Raw genomic sequence first — 17,680 nt, forward strand, 5'->3', positions numbered from 1 at the left:
TCTCCTCTGCCCCCTATCTTCTCCGTCGTTTGTCGTCCATTTCGATGATCTTGCCGATGACGATCATAGTGATCATGGCAATCCAAAGAACACAACCCTCCCCCATCCCAGCCTCCTATTTGCGAGTGATTTTGCTTTCAAGAATCTATCTACGATCTCTCGGCACACTCTATCGCACCAGATGTTGTGCTGGGAGGCTGGAACGCCATTCTTGTGACCACCCATTATTTCAGTATCCACTAACGGATCGAGGGGATTGCAACAATTGGAGCAGCTATTTGAGTTTTTGTCCCCATCCGAATTTCAGTATCCACTAACGGATCGAGGGGATTGCAACATTGACCAGGTATATCTATCGATGGGAGTGTATTCGCGTTTCAGTATCCACTAACGGATCGAGGGGGTTGCAACTTGGCAGAACATACGCGCCACCCTAAAATCGTATTTCGAGTTTCAGTATCCACTAACGGATCGAGGGGGTTGCAACGCCCCCGCCAATCCACCACCACGTAGGTTGGTAGATATTTCAGTATCCACTAACGGATCGAGGGGGTTGCAACTTTGCCAGCGACTTTGACACGGCTTTCGGGTACGGCAATTTCAGTATCCACTAACGGATCGAGGGGGTTGCAACTCGGATTATTCAACTTGAATTATCCGACGACTTGGAGTATTTCAGTATCCACTAACGGATCGAGGGGGTTGCAACGATTGGTACCGGGACGAAGCCCATGCCCGGATTGAGATTTCAGTATCCACTAACGGATCGAGGGGGTTGCAACCTCCAGTCCCAGGCGCGCGAAATGTGCATGTAATGCAATTTCAGTATCCACTAACGGATCGAGGGGGTTGCAACACCCGCCGCGGATTAATTCCGATTATGTTAAATAATATTTCAGTATCCACTAACGGATCGAGGGGGTTGCAACTACCGAAGTAGTAGCCCAGGACCAACAAAAATCCGTATTTCAGTATCCACTAACGGATCGAGGGGGTTGCAACCTTCTTACTAAATAATACCCAAATATGCCGAAATAATTTCAGTATCCACTAACGGATCGAGGGGGTTGCAACCCCCCAGATTTTCAACCCCCATTATACCATAAAATCTCAAAAAAACGCTCTACGTGCTTCTAGAAGGCCGTTTTCAACCCCTTCCTTTTCCCCCCTCTGCACGGCGTTCGCAAATCGCATTTTGCTTAAAAAACCGGGGGATTTGCGAAAAACCACCTGTTCCTGCCCCCACCACCTGCCCCCCGCCAAACTCACCGCCCCCTGGACGTTGCTTTGCACTGCACTTTGGGCTAAAGTTAAAAGCGATGCCCGCTTTTGCCTCCCCAACCTGCATCGGCGTTGACCCCACCGGCGGGCGGCCGCCCTTCTGCTACGCCGCCCTGGATGCCGACCTGCGCCTGCTGGCGCTGGGCACGGGCCGCCTGGCGGATGTGCTGGCCTTCCTGGCCGGGCAACACCGCGCCCTGGTCGCCCTCAATGCTCCTCCGCGCCCGGCGCACCACTCCGGCACGGCCGACCCCCACCCCCCGGCCGCGCCCCCACGGCGTTCATCCGCCCCCCTGCGCCCGGTCGAACACGACCTGCGCACCCGGAACTTGCCCATCTACCTCACCCCCGCCCGCGCCGCAGATGCCCCACCCTGGATGCGCCGCGCCTTTGCCCTCTACCAGCGCCTGGACGAACTGGGCTACCGCCCCCACCCCCATCCCGAAGCGCCCCGCCAGTGGCTCGAAGTGCCCGCCGAAGCCGCCTTCACCACGCTCCTGGGGCACACCCTGCTCCCGGCCCACCGCCTGGAAGGCCGCTGGCAGCGCCAGATCCTCCTCGCCGATGCCGGCCTGGGCATTCAGGACCCCATGCGCTTTTTCGAAGAGATCACCCGCTACCGCCTGCGCCGCGGGCAACTCCCCCTGCACCTCATCCACACTCCCGGCGAACTGAACGCCCTGGTGGCGGCCTACACCGCCTGGCTGGTCCTCCACCACCCCGAGCAGGTGCTTGCCCTGGGCGATCCGGCCACGGGGCAGGCGTTCATCCCCCAGGGTCAGGTCGAATCGGCCGTCTAAGCGCGCGCCTGCTGCCGAAGCACCAGCAGGTCGCACAACTCGCGCACCGCGCCGTGCCCCCCCGCACGGGTGAGGATGAGATCGGCGGCCCGCAGCACCTCCGGCTGAGCATCGGCCGGCGCCACCGCACACCCCACCAGCGGGAAGCAGGGCAGGTCGTTGATGTCGTTGCCCATGTAAACCACCTGCGCGGCCTCCAGCCCGCGCTCGGCCAGCACCTGGCGCAGCACCGTCGCCTTATCCCGAATCCCCTGCAAAAAGGGCAGCCCTATCTTCCGACAGCGCGCCTCCACCACCGGGTTGGTCTCCGCCGAAAGCACCAGCGCCTGAATGCCCGCCGCAAAGAGCCGGTGCAGGCCGATGCTATCGGAGCGGTAGGCGGCCACAAACTCGTGCCCCTCGCCATCCACCCAGACGCGGTTATCGGTCATCACCCCGTCGAAATCAAACACCACCAGCGCCACCCGCTCGGGCAGAGGGCGGCGTGGGGTCGGCTGGACCATGTCCAGCCCGCCGAAGTAAACCAGCCACTCCGCGCGCTGCCAGTCGGCGGGGGTGTCAATATCTACCGTGTAGCGCGGGTCAATTTGCAGGGGCAGGATCACCGCCCCGCTCATGGAGTGCTTTTCCAGGATGGTGCTCGGGCGGATGGCATCAATGTGACCGGTCTGCCAGAAGACCGGCGGCAGGCTCTGGCGCGGCGCATTGTAGGGCTCGGGCACGCCGGGCAGGCTCAGCAGGGGCTGCAGGGCCCCGCTGTGGGGATCAATGCGCCACATTTTGAAAGGATTCTGCCCCGCGGGCACCACCCCACGCACCGAGTCGGCCTCCGGGTGGGCCAGCAGCAGGCGCACCGCGGCATCCACCAGCCCCCGCGGGCGCACCGGCGAGGTGGGGCGCAACTGCACCACCACCTGCGGCCGGTAGTTTTCCTGCTCGGCCAGCCAGCGCAAGGCGTGCTCAAAAACCGGCAGGTCGGTGGTTGCATCTTGCGCCAGTTCGGGCGGGCGTAGGAAGGGCGTCTCGGCGCCGTACGCCCGCGCCACCTCGGCGATCTCGGCATCGTCCGTCGAGACAATCACCCGGGTGACCGTCTCGGCCTGGCGCGCCGCGGCAATGCTGTAGGCGATGAGCGGGTGCCCGGCAAACGGGCGGATGTTCTTGCGCGGGATGCCTTTGGAGCCTCCGCGCGCCGGGATGAGTGCAAGCACCTCGGGCGCTACCATGCCGTCCACCCTCCGTCCACAATCAGGTTTGCCCCCGTCATGTACGAAGAAGCATCCGAAGCCAGAAAGAGCAGCGCCCCGTTCATTTCGTCCTTGCGCGCCATGCGCCCCAGAATGGTGCGCGCGGCGTAATTGCGCACAAACTCCTCATCGTGCTGGTTATAAACCCCACCCGGCGTGAGCGCGTTCACCCGGATCTGCGTCCCGGCGTAGTAGGCGGCCAGGTACTTGGTGAAGCCCAGCACCCCCGCCTTGGTCACGGTGTAGTAAACCGGCTTGTAGCCCACGCGCTGCCCATCCGAACGCACGTAAATGCGCTGATCGGGGCCGTTCAGCCCGTAGGTCGAGCAGATGTTGATGATGCTGCCCCGTCCGCCCTGCGCCAGCATGGGCTGCACACACGCCTGGGTGACCAGGAAAACCCCGGTCAGGTTGACTGCCAGCGCCTGGTTCCACAGGTCCAGTGGAAAATCCTCGAAGCGCCCCGGGACGATGCCGCGTGCCAGCGCCTCCGGGTCGAATTTGGGGTCCAGCGCGGCGCTGTTGACCAGCACATCCAGCCGCTCAAAATGCGCCAGGGTGGCTGCCACCAGGTCGCGCACCGACGCCGGGTCGGTCACATCCAGGCGCACGCCCTGCGCGGGGTAGCCCTGGGCGCGCAAATCCGCCGCCACGGCTTCTGCCGCCGCCGTTTGAATATCGGCCACCACCACCGCCGCCCCGGCCTCGGCCAGGGTGCGTGCAAATTCGCGCCCCAGCAGGCCCGCCCCGCCGGTGACCACGGCCACGCGGCCATCTAACCTGAACCGCTCCAAAATGGGGGTCATTGGCTTGCCTCCGTCATTGAAGTCAGAAACTCGCTCAGGCGCACCCGCCGCCCGCTGCGCGCCGCCTCGTGCGCCGCCAGCGCAATCGCCAGCGCCTGAATGCCGTCTTCCAGGGTGCAGTGGGGAGCTTCCTCCCCCGCCACCACCCGCCGGAAGTGGCGCAGTTCGTCCAAAAACAGATCGTTGCGCTCAAACCCGCTCGGCGGGGTGTAGGTCTCCCAGGTTTCGGTGCTGGCGCGGTACACGCGGCAGGTGCCGTAGGTGTTATCCCAGCGGATCATGCCCGCCGTGCCGATGATTTCCAGGTGGTGGTTGGGCGGGCGCTGGAGGTAATCCAGGTGCACCTGGGCCAGCGCGCCCGATTGAAACTGCAGGCCAATATCTGCCGTATCTTCCACCGGGATGCCCAGATCGCCCAGCGTGGCCAGGTTGGCGCTGACGCTCTCCACCTCGCCCAACAGCCAGCGCAGGTAATCGAAGGGGTGACACAGGGTGAGCACCACCCCACCCCCCAGGTCGGGGCGGGCGGCGTAACTGCGGCGGTAATCCTCCCAGGGGTGCCAGCCCGGCAGGTACTCGCCCCAGTGGGCACGTGCGTGCACCGGGCGGCCGATGGCGCCCTCCTCCAGCCAGCGCTTGATGCGGCGCAGGCTGGGGTGGTAGCGAAACTGAAAGCCCACCAGCACGCGCACCCCACTCTGCTCCACCGCGGCGCGCAGGGCGCCGACCCCCGCCAGCGAGTGCGAAATGGGCTTTTCCAGCAGCAGGTGGCAGCCGCGCTGGGCCGCCGGGATGGCCACCTCCAGGTGCAGAGCGGTCGGGTTGGCCACAATCACCGCATCCGGCCGGTGGGCCAGCGCCGCTTCCAGGTCCGTTTCCACCACGTAGTCCTTCAGTTCATCGGTGGGCAGGGTACTGCGCTGGGTGCGGTAGAAGATCAGATCCCGCTCCCCCAGCATGAGCAGGTTGCGAAAATGGCGCCGTCCGATGGAGCCAAAACCGGCAATCAGCACTCTCATTCCCAACCTCCTGCGGGGCGCTGCAACAGCGAAAACAGGAATTCGCCCGTACGCCGCCCCGCCGTGCCATCGGTGAAGGTGACCTCCTCGCGGATGAAGCGCTGCCGATTCTCGTGATCGGCCTGCGGGTTTTGCAGGTAGTGGTTGAGCGCCGCCGCCAATTCGCGCTCGTTCAGCGCCACCTTTCCCGCCCCCGAACGGCGGAAACGCAGGTGAGTGGGCCAGTTGCCGATCTTGGAAAGCGGCAGTGAGTACTTGCGCGGCACGTTCCAGCCGCCGGGCACATCCAGGCACACGCTGACAATGGGGCGGTCGTGAATGGCCGTCTCCACCACCATGGTCGAGTAAACCGTGGTAAACACATCCGCGTGCGCCATCATCGAGGCCTTTTCGGGCATGTCCTCGCCCGAGTAGTGCCCCAGTTCGCCCCCCAGCGGCACCGGCTCCACCACGTGCACGTGGGGCAGTTCACGCGCCAAGCGGCGGATCTTATCCGCCTCATCCCGGAAGAGTTTGACGTTCCAGAAGTGGTTGGGGTGCAGGCGCACCAACAACTGGGCCGGTTCGGCCAGCGCATCGCTGGCTACCAGGCGCGCCAGGGCCTCCACGTTCTGGTAGTTCGGCGAGAAGGACACGAAACTGCACGCGTAGGCAATCAATTTGCGCTGGGGGTCCAGGCCATGCAGGCGGAAGTACGCCTCGCGCGGGATCAGCCAGGTGCGGCGGAAGTAGCCATCGTAGGAGGGGATGCCCCCAATGTGCACCCGTTCGGGCGGCCAATCGGAGCCCAGCACCAGTTCGTCTTTCTGGATGGCCGACCAGCAGGTGATCCAATCCACCGGGGCGCCGGGCAGGCTGTAACTGCTGGGGTTGTCCCAGCCCACCACCACGGCAGCCGTGCGGATGCCGCGCGCCGCCGCCTCGCGCAGCAGGTAGCGATCCAGGCGCCAGCCCGGCGTGGCCGCCACCACCAGGTCGGGGTGGTAGCGCTCGAAGAGATCGGTGTACAGGCCGGGGGTGTAGCGCAATTGAGCGCGGCGCAGGGCCCGCCGTGCCGCCCGGCTGTGGCGCAGGGCCAGTACCGCCAGCAGGGCCAGGGGCAGGAAAAGGCGACGCCGGTTGCCCGATTCCACCATCACCTGGCGGATGTAACTATCGGTGGCACCGGTGTTGATGCGCCGCGAACTGCCCACCCGGCGCAAAAAGCCCAGCCACCACTGCCATTCGCGGTCGTGCTGCTGCTCGTAGGCGCGCGCCTGAGCCAGACGCAGGCCCTCAAAGGTCAGGCCGGGGCGCCCGAAGCGCCGGGCCAGTTGTTCGGTCAGGCTGTCGTCGCTGAGCACAATCACCTCGGCCCCCGCCTCCAACAGGGTGGGGACCACATCGCTTTGCAGGAAGTACACCACGGCCAGGCCGTGATCAGCAGAGATAAAAATACGCGGTTTCTGTGGGTTCAGGGTCATCGCTCCGAATAAATTTCATACAGGGCATTATAAAGACGTAAAAAGTAGCGCCGCAAACGCGGCATGCGGGCCAGTTTGCCCAGCCAGCGCCGCGGCAAACTGCCCTCCACCGCCGGGGTGGGCAGCGCCGGGGGGGCCAGCGGCGTGCCGAGCACGGCCTCCACCTCGGGCTGGAGGTGCGCATCCACCGTATTGCCCATGTGCACCACCCAGGGCCGCAGGGTGGAAAGGTGCAGCCGTCCCAGTTCGTCAATGCGCTGGTTGAAGACCCGGTCTTCCTCCGGTGAAAGGCCGCGCGTAGCCGGCAAGGGTAAGACCTGGCGCAAGACCTCGCGCCGGGCCACGAACTGCATGTGCGAAGCGCCCAGCACCGCCGGCACGCCCTGGGCATTGCGCACCACCGGCAGGGGCGTGCGCAGGTAGCGCTGGCGCAGGTCCTCCGGGGCATTGATGCCGCGGCAGTACTCCTCCACCACCTCGGGGTCGGGGGTGTAGGCTTCCACCTGGTGCGGGGCAAAGAGGCGCCCCGCAGCCTGCCCCTCGCCGCGCAAAATATCAAAAAAGCAGGGCTGGGCGGTCACAATGCCGGCCTGGGGGAAGCCTTCCAGCAACTCCCGGCTGGCCGGCCACCAGCCCCGCCGGAAGAACACATCCGCATCGGCATAACCGATGATCGGGTTGGGCATGGCCGCCAGAATCCAGTTCAGCGCCCCCGTCTTGCCCAGGTTGACCTCCGAGGTTACCAGCCAGCGAATCCAGCCCGCCGCCTGCATCTCGTGCAAAAACACCTTCACCTCGCGGCAACTGCCGTTATCGAAAACCAGCAGGTCAAAGGGCGCCTCGGTGTGGGCATGCAGGCTCAGCAGGTGCGCCTTTAAAATGGTCAGCCCGTGCTGAAAGTAGCCTTCCAGGTGGGGAATGAACACCAGCGAGGCCAGGCCCAGGGGCTGGGGGGAGTAAGCCGGAGTATCAATGCGAGCCGGGTTCTGACCGAGACGCATGGCTTCCTCTAACGATCAAAGTACAGGCGGAAGATGGCATCGTGCAGGCTCAGCAGAGCCTTGCGCACGGGTGCCCAATCCCACACGCGCCACCGGCGCGCCGGGCCGGATGCCGGAACTTCCGGACGGCGGATGCCGCGCAGGGTGTTGCTCATGTTCATCACGCGCGGCTCGGTCAGCATCAGGCGCAGGTAGCCGGCCTGATTCATGCGCTCATCCAGTTGCTTGACCTGCCCCATCGGGCGGTTCATGTCAAAGGGCAGAAACTCGGCCAGCACAGATTTGTAGGCCACAAACTGCCAGTGCGAGGCGCCCGCAATGGCGCTCACCCCGCGGTAGGTGATGCGGAAGCAGGTATCTTTCTCAAAATCCTGGCGGATGACCTCCGGCTCCTGACCCAGCGAGCGTGCAAACTCGAAGTAGGTCTCCCAGGGGATGAATTTGCCCTCCTCCACCCGGGCTTCGGGGTCGCTGCGCGCCCAGGCCAGGGTGTGGGTCAGGTACTCGGGCTTGGTGATGAAAGGCCGGCTGGTGACCATGCCCACGCGGGGGAAAGTTTCCAGCACGCGCACGCTCTCGCTCAGCCAGCCGGGGTAGAAAAGCACGTCGTTATCGGCGTAGGCAATGATCTCACCCGGCGCCCCGCTAAGGATGAGATTCCACGCCCCCCCTTTGCCCAGGTTCTTCTCCGAGAGCCACAGGTACTGGATGCGCCCGGCGCGCTGCTCGCCCAGCAGGTAATCCTGCACCTCTGCACAACTGCCGTTATCAAACACCAGCAGATCGAACGGCAGGCCGGCCTCGTGGCGCACCGACTCCAGGCAGGTACGCAGAACCTCCAGCATCTCGGCGTAAAAGCCGCTCAGGAAGGGAATGTAGTTGAGAATGGCCACGGTGATGCGCTCCGGGCGCGCCACCTCATGGACAAATTTGGCAGGGTTTTGACCAATGCGCATGTGCACTCCCGGCCCGCAAAAAGGCGACGGGCCGTCTTGTATTCTACCACACCCCGCCGCTCTCATTCCGTTGACAGTCGCGGGCGGGCAGGGTATCCTTGAATCGCCATGGTGTTGGAGCAGATCCCCCTCTTCCCGGCCCCGGCGCTGAGTGTGAGCGCCCTCACCCGGTACCTGCGCACCCTGCTGGAAAGCGATGCGCTCCTGCAAGATGTGTGGGTGCAGGGGGAGATCTCCAACCTCTCCCGCCCCACCTCGGGCCACATTTACTTCACCCTCAAGGATGAATTCGCCGCCCTGCGCTGCGTCATCTGGCGCACGCACGCCCAGCGCCTGCGCGTGGCCCTGCAAAACGGCCTGGCCATCGAAGCCCACGGCTACATCAGCCTGTACGAGCGCGACGGGCAGTACCAGTTGTACGTAGATGCCCTGCGCTTGGCCGGTGAGGGGGTACTTTTTCAGGAATTCCTGCGCCTGAAGGCCCGCCTGGAAGCCGAGGGGCTGTTTGAAGCCGCGCGCAAGCGCCCCATCCCCGCCTTCCCCCAGCGCATTGGCCTGGTCACCTCGCCCACCGGCGCGGCGCTTCAGGACATGCTCAACATCATCCGCCGCCGCTACCCCCTGGTGGAGGTGGTGCTGGCGCCGGTCAGCGTGCAGGGGGAAGAAGCCGCCGGCGAGGTGGTGCGCGCCATTGCCGACCTGAACCGACGCGAACAGCCCAGCGTGATCATCGTGGCGCGCGGCGGGGGCACCCTGGAGGACCTGTGGGCCTTCAACGATGAGCGCGTGGTGCGCGCCATTGCCGCCTCTCAGGCCCCCGTCATCACCGGCATCGGCCACGAAACCGACTTCACCCTGGCCGATTTTGCCGCCGACCTGCGCGCTCCCACTCCCTCGGCGGCGGCCATGCTGGCCACACCGGATGGAGACGAACTGCGCCAGCAGGTGCGCCACCTGGCCCACCGCCTGGCCGGCGCCCTGGCGGCTCAGGTGCAGGAAAACGCCCGCCACCTGCTGCACCTGCGCCAGCGCCTGGAGCGCGCCTCGCCCCTGCGCCGTGTGGGCGAAGATCGCCAGCGCCTGGATTACCTGAGCACCTGGGCCGCCCACCACATGGCCGGCGCCCTGCGCCTGCGCCGCCTGCACCTGCAGGGCCTGCAGGCGCGCCTGGAGTCGCTCAACCCCCGCGCCGTACTGGCGCGCGGCTACGCCATCTTACAGCGCCCCGACGGCCGGACCGTCCAGCGGGTGAGCCAGGCCACCGCAGGTGAGGTTCTGCACGCCCACCTGGCCGATGGCTACCTGAGCACGCGGGTGGAATCCGTGCACCCCCGCCCCCCAACCGCCCCGGAAGGAGGTAACCATGCCTGAGCCCTGGAAAACCGTGGAGTCCCTCTCCTACGAAGAGGCCTATGCCGAACTGGAGCAACTGGTGCAGCGCCTGGAAAGCGGCCAGCAATCGCTGGAAGAGGCCATCCGCCTGTTCGAGCGCGGGCAGGCGCTCATCCGCCACTGCCAGGCCCTGCTGGACCAGGCCGAACTGCGCGTGCGCGAACTCGGCCCCAGCGCGGCGCCGGAAGGCGAACCCCCTGAGGAGGAGGTGGCGCCCTGATGGTGTGGAACGAACTGCTGGCCAATCGCCCCCTGCTGGCGGGTTTGCTGGCGCTCTGGCTGGCACAGTTTCTCAAAGTGCCGATTGACTACTGGGTCAACCGGCGCTGGAACTGGAACATGTGGTTCAGCATGGGGGGCATGCCCTCCTCGCACGCCGCGCTGATGGTCGCCACCACGCTTTCGGTGGGGCTGTACTACGGATTTGACCACCCGGTCTTTGCGCTGGGGGTCGCCATCACCATGATCGTGCTTTACGATGCTGCCGGAGTGCGCCGTCAGGCCGGGGTGCATGCCCAAAAATTGAATGTCCTCCTGCAAGAACTGTTCAGCGGACAACCCCTCTCGCAGGAGCGCCTCAAGGAAATGCTCGGCCACACCCCCCGCCAGGTGGCGGTGGGCAGCCTGCTCGGCGCGGCCATTGCGCTGGGTATGTGGTGGTTGTGGCGGCCCTGAGGGTGGGTCAGAACCCCAGTTTTTTGCTCGCCTCTTCCAGGCTGGTCGGCAGTCGGTTGGAGGACCCCAGCAGGTCTTCCCAGAAGCGCGCGTCGTAGCGGCGGCTGCGGATGGGAATGGCCATGGGCACGCCCCAGCCCATCACCAGCACCTCCTCGCGCGGCTGGAGGTGGGCAAGCATGCCGCGCAACTGATCGCGGTCGGCCAGGCCGGAGAGCACCGCGTGAATGTCGCTCTCATCCCCCAGCCAGCCGCTGATGCGCGTGCCCAGTTGCGACATCACCTCGTCGTAAATCTGCGAGGGGCGCTGGTCCACCACCAGCAGGGTGACGAAGTACTTGCGCATTTCGCGGGCAATCGTGCTGAAGGTGGTCTGCCCGGCCAGTTCGCGGTTGAGCAGTTTGTGCGCCTCTTCCAGCACGATCACCAGCGGGCGCGGCGCCGGCGCCTTCTCCCGCCCGTGGGCGCGGTAGGTCTCGGCCTTCTTCACCCAGGCCTCGCGGATGTGGCGGGTGAGCACATTGGTCACCAGCAGGTAATCCAGGTCGCTCTCGTACGTACCGAACGAGAGCACCACATGCTGCCCGGCTTCCAGGCACTGGATGATCTGCTGGATGGTGGCGCCGGGAGGCGGGTCGGGGACGATGTAGGGCTTCTCGAACAGGCGGCGCAGTTTGTTGTGCAGGCCCTCCGCCGCCATGACATTGGTGCCCACCGCGTTGGCCCATGCGGCCACACTGTCCGGCGCGGGCACCTTCTTGCCATCTTCATTCGGGATCTCCTTACCGACTTCCATGTGGCGGAACTCGTGGAACCAGTTCTCGCCGAAGGACTGCACCAGCGCGCTTAGCGTGGTGGGGGTGGTCTCTTTGAGGTTCAGTTCGCGCGTGAGCATCTCAATGTCTTCGGGCTCCAGGTCGCGTTCCCCCAGCACGAGGTTGAAATCGGGCGAGCGCCCGCGGATGATGGCGTTCTGCCCCAGGGCCACCACGCGCACGCGCGCCGGGAACTTGGTGCGCAGGCCGATCACCGTCTCGCGGGTGTCGGAGGCGATGTCGTCGAAGCCGTACTCGTTGTGCATGTCGAAAACCAGCACCGAAGCCTGGTTGTAGTGAATGAGCCCCGCCAGGATCATGCGGGTGAGGAAGGACTTGCCCGTGCCGGTGGCGCCGAAGATGCCCGCCGAACGCTGGACGAACTTTTCCAGGTCAATCGGGATGGGATGGCCCTGCTCGCGGGTGTAACCCAGGACAAAGTTGCGCTCGCTCGGCTCGCCGAAAATCTCGGCCACATCGCCGGCGCTGGCCAGGCGCACGGTGGCATGGTGCAGGGGTACCGTGCGCACGCTCATGATGCGCCCTCCCTCCGGATGCTCCCGCACCCAGGCTTCGTAGGCCGGCGTGCCCGGCTCCGGGCCAATCTCCGCCATCAGTTTGGGCAGCACCTCCAGATTGGTGTAGAGCGTCTGCCCGTGCAGCAGGTCCACCAGCCCGGCGGGCAGGCGCGCCTCCGAGGGTTCATCGGCAAAGCGCGGGTTGGTGGCGTCCAGTTTCAGGTCCACCACCGTGCCGTAGAACTGCCAGTTGCCCGAGCGGATGGTGACGAAACTGCCCTCCTGGATGTCCTGGGGCGGCACGGTCAGGCGCACGCGCAGGGTGCTTTGCAGGCTGCCGCCCACCACATAGCCGATGGTGCGGCCTTCGCGATCGGAAACCGAAAGTGGAAATGCCGTCATGCGGAAACCTCCCTAAAACTCCAACTGGGTATCGGCCAGCGTCTTCAGCACGTTGGTGAGGGTGGCGTAATCGTCGCGCAGCAGGGTAATCAGTTCGCGGGCGGCCTCGCGCGCCCAGGCGGTGTTGCCCGCCTGACGGTGGCAGGCGTGGGCCTGTTGCAGGTGCGCGGCCAGCAGTTCGTCAATCGGCTGGTCGGTGGCGCGCAGGATGTGGCGGAAGTAGCCGAAACGCCCGTGCGCGGTAAAGCGGCGCACCTCCTCCGGCGTGCAGGTGTACAACACGTGCAGCACCAGCGGGGGGCGCGGCGGCAGCAGGTGGCTGAGCGCACCGCTCCGCTCGTAGCCCACGAAGAGCACGCCGATCTCCAGCGGCAGGTTGCGGTTGTACTGGTTATCCAAGATGACGCTGGGGTCAATCGTATCGCTGACCACCACCTGGCGCGTCAGCCCATCGTCAAAAATCTGCACATTGGCCACCAGGCCGTAAACCTGGTAGGTGTCTTCAACCGGCAGGCGCACCAGACTGCCCAGCGCGGGCAGGTTAGCCTGCCCGGCACGACAGCCCACCACACAGCGGGTGTTGTCGGCGCGCAGCATGCGCCCAATTTCAAGAGACGTGGAAGGGGGTAGCGGGTACTCGCTCATCGAATCACTCCAACCTCAGAGAGTGGGGTCAAAAGACGGCAAATGGCGCCCTGCCCCTCAACGCGGCGGCGGGCACAGGGCCCGGGAGATGGGTTCATGCCGGGCTCCTCCGGCTGGTCATCTGCAAATCACGTTTGGCTTGCTGCTTGTCCGATTCTTCGCCCACGACCACCCCCTGGCGGTGCCATTCCTGCTCGATCATCGCCGCAACCGCCTGCCGGTCCTGGTGGGTCACCAGCGCCAGTTCGTGGGCGCGGGTCAGCGCATAGGGGTAGCGGCGGTTGGGGGTGATGCGCGTTTGCTGGAGCAGCACGGCGTGCAGGCAGGCCACAGCCGGCGCATCGGCGACCACCCAGCGCGGGATCTCCACCCGCACCACCTTGGGCTGGTTCTCCACCCCCACGTTCAGGTAGAAGAAGAACAGCCCCAGTTGTCCCCCTTCGTACTGGCGGAAGCGCTCGGCACTGGTGGATTGAATGCCGAAGATGGCCGAACGCTCGCCGGGCAACAGCAGCGTGTTGAAGAGCATGCGGTCGGTGACGCCGCGCAGGGGACGCTCCTGCCCGGCCTGGCGCAGGTTGGCTTCCTCCAGCAGGGCCAATTCCAGCAGGCGCACCACCAGGTCGGCCTGGGGCTTGTCCACGTAGCCGGCCGCCACGGCGCCGCGGGCGGCCAGCCCGGCCAGCACATCCAGGTACGCCTCAAACAGCGCCTGAAACTCCGGGTCGTTGCGCGGCTGGCGGTAGAGTTCCAGCGGCCCGTCGGTGAGGGTGATCAGCGGGGAGGTCGCCGCGCCTTCCAGGCGTTCCAGCAGGGCGCGCCGCTCGCGCAGGTCGCGTTCCAGCGCGATGCGCTCCTCGCCGATCATCCCGAACTCGTCGTAAAGGTCCTGGTTGAGCAGTAACTCGGTCTGGATGATCTCCTCCGGCGCACGGCGGTGGCTCAGATCCCAGGCAAACAGGCCGATGTTGATCAGCCCGAAGGGGATGCGGTCGTGATGGTTGGGGTTGGCCTGCGAGCCGTCGGCGGCCAGCAGCAGGCCGGCCTGCGGTGGGGGCGGCGCGGCAAAGCGGGCATTCAGCGGTTCCTGCCAGGGTAGGGCACAGCGCAGCGAGGGGTTGTAGCCCAGGGCCTGCGTTGCCCGCGCGATGAGGTCATCCAGGTGGTTCGCCCACGCTTCCAGCGCCTCATGCGCCTGCGCCAGGCGCTCCCGCAGGGCTTTCTGCTCCCGCCGGGCTGCCTCCCCGGCCTGCTGAATTTGACGATGCACTTCCACGAAATTGATCGTCATGCCCTATCACCCCTTGAACATTTGTACTAATTTTACCGCGAACCGCGCCGCGCGCAAGGTAAATAACCTTAAAAAATCGGCTTACCGGCCCCTTGATCGCGCCGCTCCGCGTGCTATAATGAAGCCAATCCCGCTCGCGATTGCGCTCGTTTGCCCATTCCGGCGGGCAGAGCCGGCGCCGCCGGGCGCACCAATGCAGGCCGTGTCACCCCTTCACCAGGACGACCATGGAAATTTTTAACGTCGGCATCTTAGAGTTAGCCCTGATTCTGCTGCTGGCCTTCATCCTGCTCGGCCCGCAGGGCATGGTTCAAGCCGCCCGCAACCTGGGCCGGCTGCTGCGCAAAATCCTGCATTCCCCCCTGTGGGCCTCCCTGCGCAAAGTAGACCGCGAAGTGCGCCAGGTGCCCACCCGCCTGATCCGCGAAGCCGGGCTGGACGAACTGGAAGAAGAACTCCGACGCTCCGGCCAGAGCCTTCTGCCATCCCAGCCCGCCGCGCCCGTCCAGCCCCCCGCGCCGCCACCGGCGCCCGACGACGGCCCTCCCTCCGGCAACGGCTCCGCCCCCCGCTGAGCCCTGCGGCTCACTGGCTGGGTGGGGTGGTCTCGTCCTTTTTATCGGCCGGCGCTTCGGGGCTTTCTTTCTTCTCCAGCCCCTCGCGGAAGGCGCGGATGCCACTGCCGAGTTCCCCGGCAATCTTGGTAATCCGCCCCGGGCCGAACAGCAGCAAAATCAGCACCAGGACAATCAGCAGTTCGGGTAAACCGGGTCGCCACATGGGTATGCTCTCCTTGAGTTAAATCGGATTTCCCCACCCCACCTCACCGCACCGCCGCAAACGCCAGCAGTACGCTCAGGCCGTAGAGGGCCAGCAGCGGCAGCATCAACAGGGTCATGTTGACCGGGTCGGGGGTGGGGGTGATGACCGCCGCCAGGACGGCGATCACGATCACGGCGATGCGCCAGTGCCGCGCCAGCAGGCCCGGCGTAACCAGGCGCAGTTTGGCCAGCACAAAGACCACCAGCGGCGTCTCAAACGCCACCCCGATCCAGAACAGCAGGTTGGTGACGAAGGCGTAGTAATTGGCCAAGCGCGGCGTGGTGCGAATGCCGATGAAACTGATCAGGAAGGGCAGCGCCGCCGGCAGCATCACCAAATAGGCAAACAGCACCCCCGCGATGAAAAGCGTGCTGGCCGCCGGAATGGCGATGAACAGCCCGCGCCGCTCACGCGGCGTCAGCCCGGGCAGCACAAAAGCCACCACCTGGTAGAGCAGGTACGGCAGGGCCAGGATGAACCCGGCCAGCAGGCTGACGCGCATGAACACGCCGATGTTCTCCGTCACCTCAATGGAAACCAGTTTGTCCACTCCCCCAATGGGGCGCGCCAGCAGGTCAATTAGGCGCTCGCCGAAGGCAAAACTCGCCGCCGTGGTGAGCCCCAGCGCCATCAATCCCCTGAGCAGGCGCCCGCGCAGTTCTTCCAGGTGCTCCCATAGGCTCATCGCCGCTGGGACCTGGGCCGTCTCCTCCGTGCGGGGCAGGGTTTCTTGCCACGTGGCCATGGCACTGCTTATTTTACCACACTCCCGCTCCAAATTCGCCGGCCTCACCGCGCTTGGGCAGTGCGCTTTATGCCCCACAGCATGACTTGCGTCATAAGCGGCCCGGGAAAAGTGGGGGTAGAATCTTTCATGGAGACCCCATTCTCAGCCTGCCTCAGGAGCGTCCTATGACCTACCCCGTTGCCTTGATCGCCGATAGCACCTGCGACCTGCCCCCCGAATGGGTGGAGCGCTACGGAATTTTGATCGTTCCGCAAACGATCATCTTTGGACGCGAGGTCTTTCTGGATGGGATAGACATGACCCCCGAAGCGTTCTACGAACGGCTGGAACGCACCGGTGAGCACCCCACCACCTCGCAGCCACCCCCCGAAGCCTTTGTGCGCGCCTTTCACCGCGCCGCCGAGCAAGGCGCCCGCGAAATCATCACCTTCGTGGTCAGCAGCCACATGAGCGGCACCTACCGCTCGGCCCTGCAGGCCGCCGCCGAATCGCCCGTGCCGGTGCACGTGGTGGATAGCTGCAACAATTCCATGGGCATGGGCTGGCAGATCATGGCCGCCGCCCGCGTGCGCGAGCAAGGCGGAGATGTGGCCGAGATGCTGCGCGCCGCGCAGAAAGTGCGCGAGGCCATGGTTTACTTCGTCGCCCTGGATACGCTGGATTTTTTGCAAAAGGGAGGACGCATCGGTGCCGCGGCGCGTCTGCTGGGTTCGCTGATTCAGATTAAACCGCTGGTGTACGTCAAGCCCAGCGACGGCACGGTGGCGCCTTCCATGCCGGCCCGCTCCCGCACCGGGGTCATTGAAAACCTCTTCCGCGAGTTCTTCAAGCGCCTGGATACCAGCCGCCCGTTGCACATCGCCGTCCTGCACAACCTCTGCCCGGCCGATGCCGAGGCGCTGGCCCGGCGGGTTGAAGCCACCTACCACCCGGCGGAGTTGATCATCCGCGTCCCCAGCCCGGTGCTGGGTGCCCACACCGGCCCGCGCGCCATTGCCCTCTGCGGCTACGCCGAACCCGCCTGAAGCGGGTCGCGCCCGTTCGTGCGCAGGCGCTCCAGCAGGGCGGGCACCTCGGCCAGCGAGCGCAGTTGCCAGGTGGCCAGGTTCACAATCTCCGCGCTCAGCGGCTGCACATCCGGGATGAGGATGCAGCGCATCCCCGCCGCATGGGCAGCCTGCACCCCAACGCTGGAATCTTCCAGCACCACGCACGCCTCCGGGGGTAGGTTCAGGCGGCGCGCCGCTTCCAGGAAGAGGTCGGGGGCGGGTTTGGCCCGCGGCACGTCCTCGCCGGTGACGATGACCTCAAAAAAATCGCGCAGGCCGGCACTGCGCAACTTGGCCTCGGCCATGGCGCGGGAGGTGGAAGAGGCCACCGCCTTGGCCAGGCCGCGCCGGGTCACATAAGCGAGCAGATCGTGGGCGCCGGGCTTGGGCGGCACCCCCTCGCGCGCCAGCGCTTCCAGAAAGTGCGCCTGGCGCAGGCGGGTCACCCTCTCAAAGGGAAAATCCGGGCCGAAAACGCGCTCAAACAGCGTGCGTACCTCGCTCTCCGAGCGCCCCACCATCTGCATAAACACCTCATCACTCAGGGTGTGGCCGACCCGGGCAATGACCTCGTTCCAGGCGCGCCGTGAAAGCGGCTCCGAATCCACCAGCAGGCCATCCAGGTCGAAGAGCAGGGCTTTAACCGTCATGCAGGGGCTCCTTTAGGTTCGCATTCGCCCGGATTATACCCGTTTTACCGGGCCGCGCTGCAAAATGCACGCCGGCCGTCCCGGATTCTTATTTTATTTT

General features: G+C 65.3%; 18 protein-coding genes and 1 CRISPR repeat array. Of the genes, 6 read left to right on the forward strand and 12 right to left on the reverse strand.

What is annotated here, in order from left to right; translation table 11 throughout:
- Positions 1 to 226 precede the first annotated feature (226 nt).
- Positions 227 to 1,074: a CRISPR direct-repeat array (repeat unit 37 nt; unit sequence GTTTCAGTATCCACTAACGGATCGAGGGGGTTGCAAC).
- A gap of 245 nt (positions 1,075 to 1,319) precedes the next feature.
- Positions 1,320 to 2,081, forward strand: coding sequence for a DUF429 domain-containing protein (locus SE15_RS12955; protein ID WP_054522556.1), 762 nt, complete (start codon positions 1,320 to 1,322; stop codon positions 2,079 to 2,081).
- Here SE15_RS12955 and SE15_RS14230 read toward each other — a convergent pair.
- From SE15_RS14230 to SE15_RS12985, 6 genes are read right to left on the reverse strand one after another with little or no spacing between them, the layout of a single operon-like run.
- Positions 2,078 to 3,307, reverse strand: a complete 1,230-nt coding sequence (locus SE15_RS14230; RefSeq protein WP_083461949.1) for an acylneuraminate cytidylyltransferase — start codon at positions 3,305 to 3,307, stop codon at positions 2,078 to 2,080. The genes SE15_RS12955 and SE15_RS14230 overlap by 4 nt on opposite strands.
- Positions 3,301 to 4,134: an SDR family oxidoreductase gene (locus SE15_RS12965; protein WP_054522557.1), complete on the reverse strand. Its 834-nt coding sequence runs from the start codon at positions 4,132 to 4,134 to the stop codon at positions 3,301 to 3,303. The genes SE15_RS14230 and SE15_RS12965 overlap by 7 nt, the downstream gene beginning before the upstream one ends.
- Positions 4,131 to 5,153 carry a Gfo/Idh/MocA family protein gene (locus tag SE15_RS12970; RefSeq protein ID WP_054522558.1) on the reverse strand — a complete coding sequence of 341 codons (1,023 nt, stop codon included), beginning with the start codon at positions 5,151 to 5,153 and terminating at the stop codon, positions 4,131 to 4,133. The genes SE15_RS12965 and SE15_RS12970 overlap by 4 nt, the downstream gene beginning before the upstream one ends.
- Positions 5,150 to 6,616, reverse strand: coding sequence for a CDP-glycerol glycerophosphotransferase family protein (locus SE15_RS12975; protein WP_054522559.1), 1,467 nt, complete (start codon positions 6,614 to 6,616; stop codon positions 5,150 to 5,152). The genes SE15_RS12970 and SE15_RS12975 overlap by 4 nt, the downstream gene beginning before the upstream one ends.
- On the reverse strand, positions 6,613 to 7,617 hold the full coding sequence (locus tag SE15_RS12980) for a glycosyltransferase family A protein (protein WP_054522560.1): 1,005 nt from the start codon (positions 7,615 to 7,617) through the stop codon (positions 6,613 to 6,615). The genes SE15_RS12975 and SE15_RS12980 overlap by 4 nt, the downstream gene beginning before the upstream one ends.
- Before the next feature lie 8 nt (positions 7,618 to 7,625).
- Complete coding sequence (locus SE15_RS12985; RefSeq protein ID WP_054522561.1) at positions 7,626 to 8,573, reverse strand: glycosyltransferase family A protein; 948 nt, start codon at positions 8,571 to 8,573, stop codon at positions 7,626 to 7,628.
- A gap of 108 nt (positions 8,574 to 8,681) precedes the next feature.
- Here SE15_RS12985 and xseA point away from each other — a divergent pair, with 108 nt between their 5' ends.
- The 3 genes from xseA to SE15_RS13000 are packed head-to-tail and all read left to right on the forward strand — an operon-like array spanning position 8,682 to position 10,640.
- The gene (gene xseA / locus SE15_RS12990; protein WP_054522562.1) at positions 8,682 to 9,944 is read left to right on the forward strand and encodes an exodeoxyribonuclease VII large subunit; all 1,263 of its coding nucleotides are present in this window, start codon (positions 8,682 to 8,684) and stop codon (positions 9,942 to 9,944) included.
- On the forward strand, positions 9,937 to 10,185 hold the full coding sequence (xseB, locus tag SE15_RS12995) for an exodeoxyribonuclease VII small subunit (protein WP_054522563.1): 249 nt from the start codon (positions 9,937 to 9,939) through the stop codon (positions 10,183 to 10,185). Before xseA ends, xseB begins: the two co-directional genes overlap by 8 nt.
- Positions 10,185 to 10,640, forward strand: a complete 456-nt coding sequence (locus SE15_RS13000) for a divergent PAP2 family protein (protein ID WP_054522564.1) — start codon at positions 10,185 to 10,187, stop codon at positions 10,638 to 10,640. Before xseB ends, SE15_RS13000 begins: the two co-directional genes overlap by 1 nt.
- Positions 10,641 to 10,647: 7 nt before the next feature.
- On the opposite strand, the gene SE15_RS13005 is transcribed toward SE15_RS13000, so the two are convergent.
- From SE15_RS13005 to SE15_RS13015, 3 genes are all read right to left on the reverse strand, one after another.
- On the reverse strand, positions 10,648 to 12,375 hold the full coding sequence (locus SE15_RS13005) for an ATP-binding protein (protein WP_054522565.1): 1,728 nt from the start codon (positions 12,373 to 12,375) through the stop codon (positions 10,648 to 10,650).
- Between the two features lie 12 nt (positions 12,376 to 12,387).
- Positions 12,388 to 13,020, reverse strand: a complete 633-nt coding sequence (locus SE15_RS13010; RefSeq protein ID WP_054522566.1) for a hypothetical protein — start codon at positions 13,018 to 13,020, stop codon at positions 12,388 to 12,390.
- 94 nt (positions 13,021 to 13,114) lie between these two features.
- Complete coding sequence (locus SE15_RS13015) at positions 13,115 to 14,311, reverse strand: DNA double-strand break repair nuclease NurA (RefSeq protein ID WP_054522567.1); 1,197 nt, start codon at positions 14,309 to 14,311, stop codon at positions 13,115 to 13,117.
- A 227-nt stretch (positions 14,312 to 14,538) separates the two neighbouring features.
- On the opposite strand from SE15_RS13015, the gene SE15_RS13020 reads away from it, so the two are divergent.
- Complete coding sequence (locus SE15_RS13020; RefSeq protein WP_054522568.1) at positions 14,539 to 14,886, forward strand: twin-arginine translocase TatA/TatE family subunit; 348 nt, start codon at positions 14,539 to 14,541, stop codon at positions 14,884 to 14,886.
- A 10-nt stretch (positions 14,887 to 14,896) separates the two neighbouring features.
- Here SE15_RS13020 and SE15_RS13025 read toward each other — a convergent pair whose 3' ends face one another.
- The gene (locus SE15_RS13025; protein ID WP_236690039.1) at positions 14,897 to 15,091 is read right to left on the reverse strand and encodes a twin-arginine translocase TatA/TatE family subunit; all 195 of its coding nucleotides are present in this window, start codon (positions 15,089 to 15,091) and stop codon (positions 14,897 to 14,899) included.
- A gap of 43 nt (positions 15,092 to 15,134) precedes the next feature.
- Complete coding sequence (gene tatC / locus SE15_RS13030; RefSeq protein ID WP_054522570.1) at positions 15,135 to 15,878, reverse strand: twin-arginine translocase subunit TatC; 744 nt, start codon at positions 15,876 to 15,878, stop codon at positions 15,135 to 15,137.
- Between the two features lie 167 nt (positions 15,879 to 16,045).
- Here tatC and SE15_RS13035 point away from each other — a divergent pair, with 167 nt between their 5' ends.
- The gene (locus SE15_RS13035) at positions 16,046 to 16,906 is read left to right on the forward strand and encodes a DegV family protein (RefSeq protein WP_054522571.1); all 861 of its coding nucleotides are present in this window, start codon (positions 16,046 to 16,048) and stop codon (positions 16,904 to 16,906) included.
- Here the strand turns inward: SE15_RS13035 and SE15_RS13040 are convergent.
- The gene (locus tag SE15_RS13040) at positions 16,888 to 17,580 is read right to left on the reverse strand and encodes an HAD family hydrolase (RefSeq protein ID WP_054522572.1); all 693 of its coding nucleotides are present in this window, start codon (positions 17,578 to 17,580) and stop codon (positions 16,888 to 16,890) included. The two genes, SE15_RS13035 and SE15_RS13040, sit on opposite strands and share 19 nt — an antisense overlap.
- Positions 17,581 to 17,680 lie beyond the last annotated feature (100 nt).

The sequence above is a fragment of the Thermanaerothrix daxensis genome, assembly GCF_001306145.1.
Classification (GTDB): Bacteria; Chloroflexota; Anaerolineae; order Anaerolineales; family Anaerolineaceae; genus Thermanaerothrix; species Thermanaerothrix daxensis.

Excerpts from the sequence above, each read along its gene's own strand:
- SE15_RS12955 (WP_054522556.1), top strand. The coding sequence starts at position 1,320 with ATGCCCGCTTTTGCCTCCCCAACCTGCATCGGCGTTGACCCCACCGGC.
- SE15_RS14230 (WP_083461949.1), bottom strand. The coding sequence starts at position 3,307 with ATGGTAGCGCCCGAGGTGCTTGCACTCATCCCGGCGCGCGGAGGCTCC.
- SE15_RS12965 (WP_054522557.1), bottom strand. The coding sequence starts at position 4,134 with ATGACCCCCATTTTGGAGCGGTTCAGGTTAGATGGCCGCGTGGCCGTG.
- SE15_RS12970 (WP_054522558.1), bottom strand. The coding sequence starts at position 5,153 with ATGAGAGTGCTGATTGCCGGTTTTGGCTCCATCGGACGGCGCCATTTT.
- SE15_RS12975 (WP_054522559.1), bottom strand. The coding sequence starts at position 6,616 with ATGACCCTGAACCCACAGAAACCGCGTATTTTTATCTCTGCTGATCAC.
- SE15_RS12980 (WP_054522560.1), bottom strand. The coding sequence starts at position 7,617 with ATGCGTCTCGGTCAGAACCCGGCTCGCATTGATACTCCGGCTTACTCC.
- SE15_RS12985 (WP_054522561.1), bottom strand. The coding sequence starts at position 8,573 with ATGCGCATTGGTCAAAACCCTGCCAAATTTGTCCATGAGGTGGCGCGC.
- xseA (WP_054522562.1), top strand. The coding sequence starts at position 8,682 with ATGGTGTTGGAGCAGATCCCCCTCTTCCCGGCCCCGGCGCTGAGTGTG.
- xseB (WP_054522563.1), top strand. The coding sequence starts at position 9,937 with ATGCCTGAGCCCTGGAAAACCGTGGAGTCCCTCTCCTACGAAGAGGCC.
- SE15_RS13000 (WP_054522564.1), top strand. The coding sequence starts at position 10,185 with ATGGTGTGGAACGAACTGCTGGCCAATCGCCCCCTGCTGGCGGGTTTG.
- SE15_RS13005 (WP_054522565.1), bottom strand. The coding sequence starts at position 12,375 with ATGACGGCATTTCCACTTTCGGTTTCCGATCGCGAAGGCCGCACCATC.
- SE15_RS13010 (WP_054522566.1), bottom strand. The coding sequence starts at position 13,020 with ATGAGCGAGTACCCGCTACCCCCTTCCACGTCTCTTGAAATTGGGCGC.
- SE15_RS13015 (WP_054522567.1), bottom strand. The coding sequence starts at position 14,311 with ATGACGATCAATTTCGTGGAAGTGCATCGTCAAATTCAGCAGGCCGGG.
- SE15_RS13020 (WP_054522568.1), top strand. The coding sequence starts at position 14,539 with ATGGAAATTTTTAACGTCGGCATCTTAGAGTTAGCCCTGATTCTGCTG.
- SE15_RS13025 (WP_236690039.1), bottom strand. The coding sequence starts at position 15,091 with ATGTGGCGACCCGGTTTACCCGAACTGCTGATTGTCCTGGTGCTGATT.
- tatC (WP_054522570.1), bottom strand. The coding sequence starts at position 15,878 with ATGGCCACGTGGCAAGAAACCCTGCCCCGCACGGAGGAGACGGCCCAG.
- SE15_RS13035 (WP_054522571.1), top strand. The coding sequence starts at position 16,046 with ATGACCTACCCCGTTGCCTTGATCGCCGATAGCACCTGCGACCTGCCC.
- SE15_RS13040 (WP_054522572.1), bottom strand. The coding sequence starts at position 17,580 with ATGACGGTTAAAGCCCTGCTCTTCGACCTGGATGGCCTGCTGGTGGAT.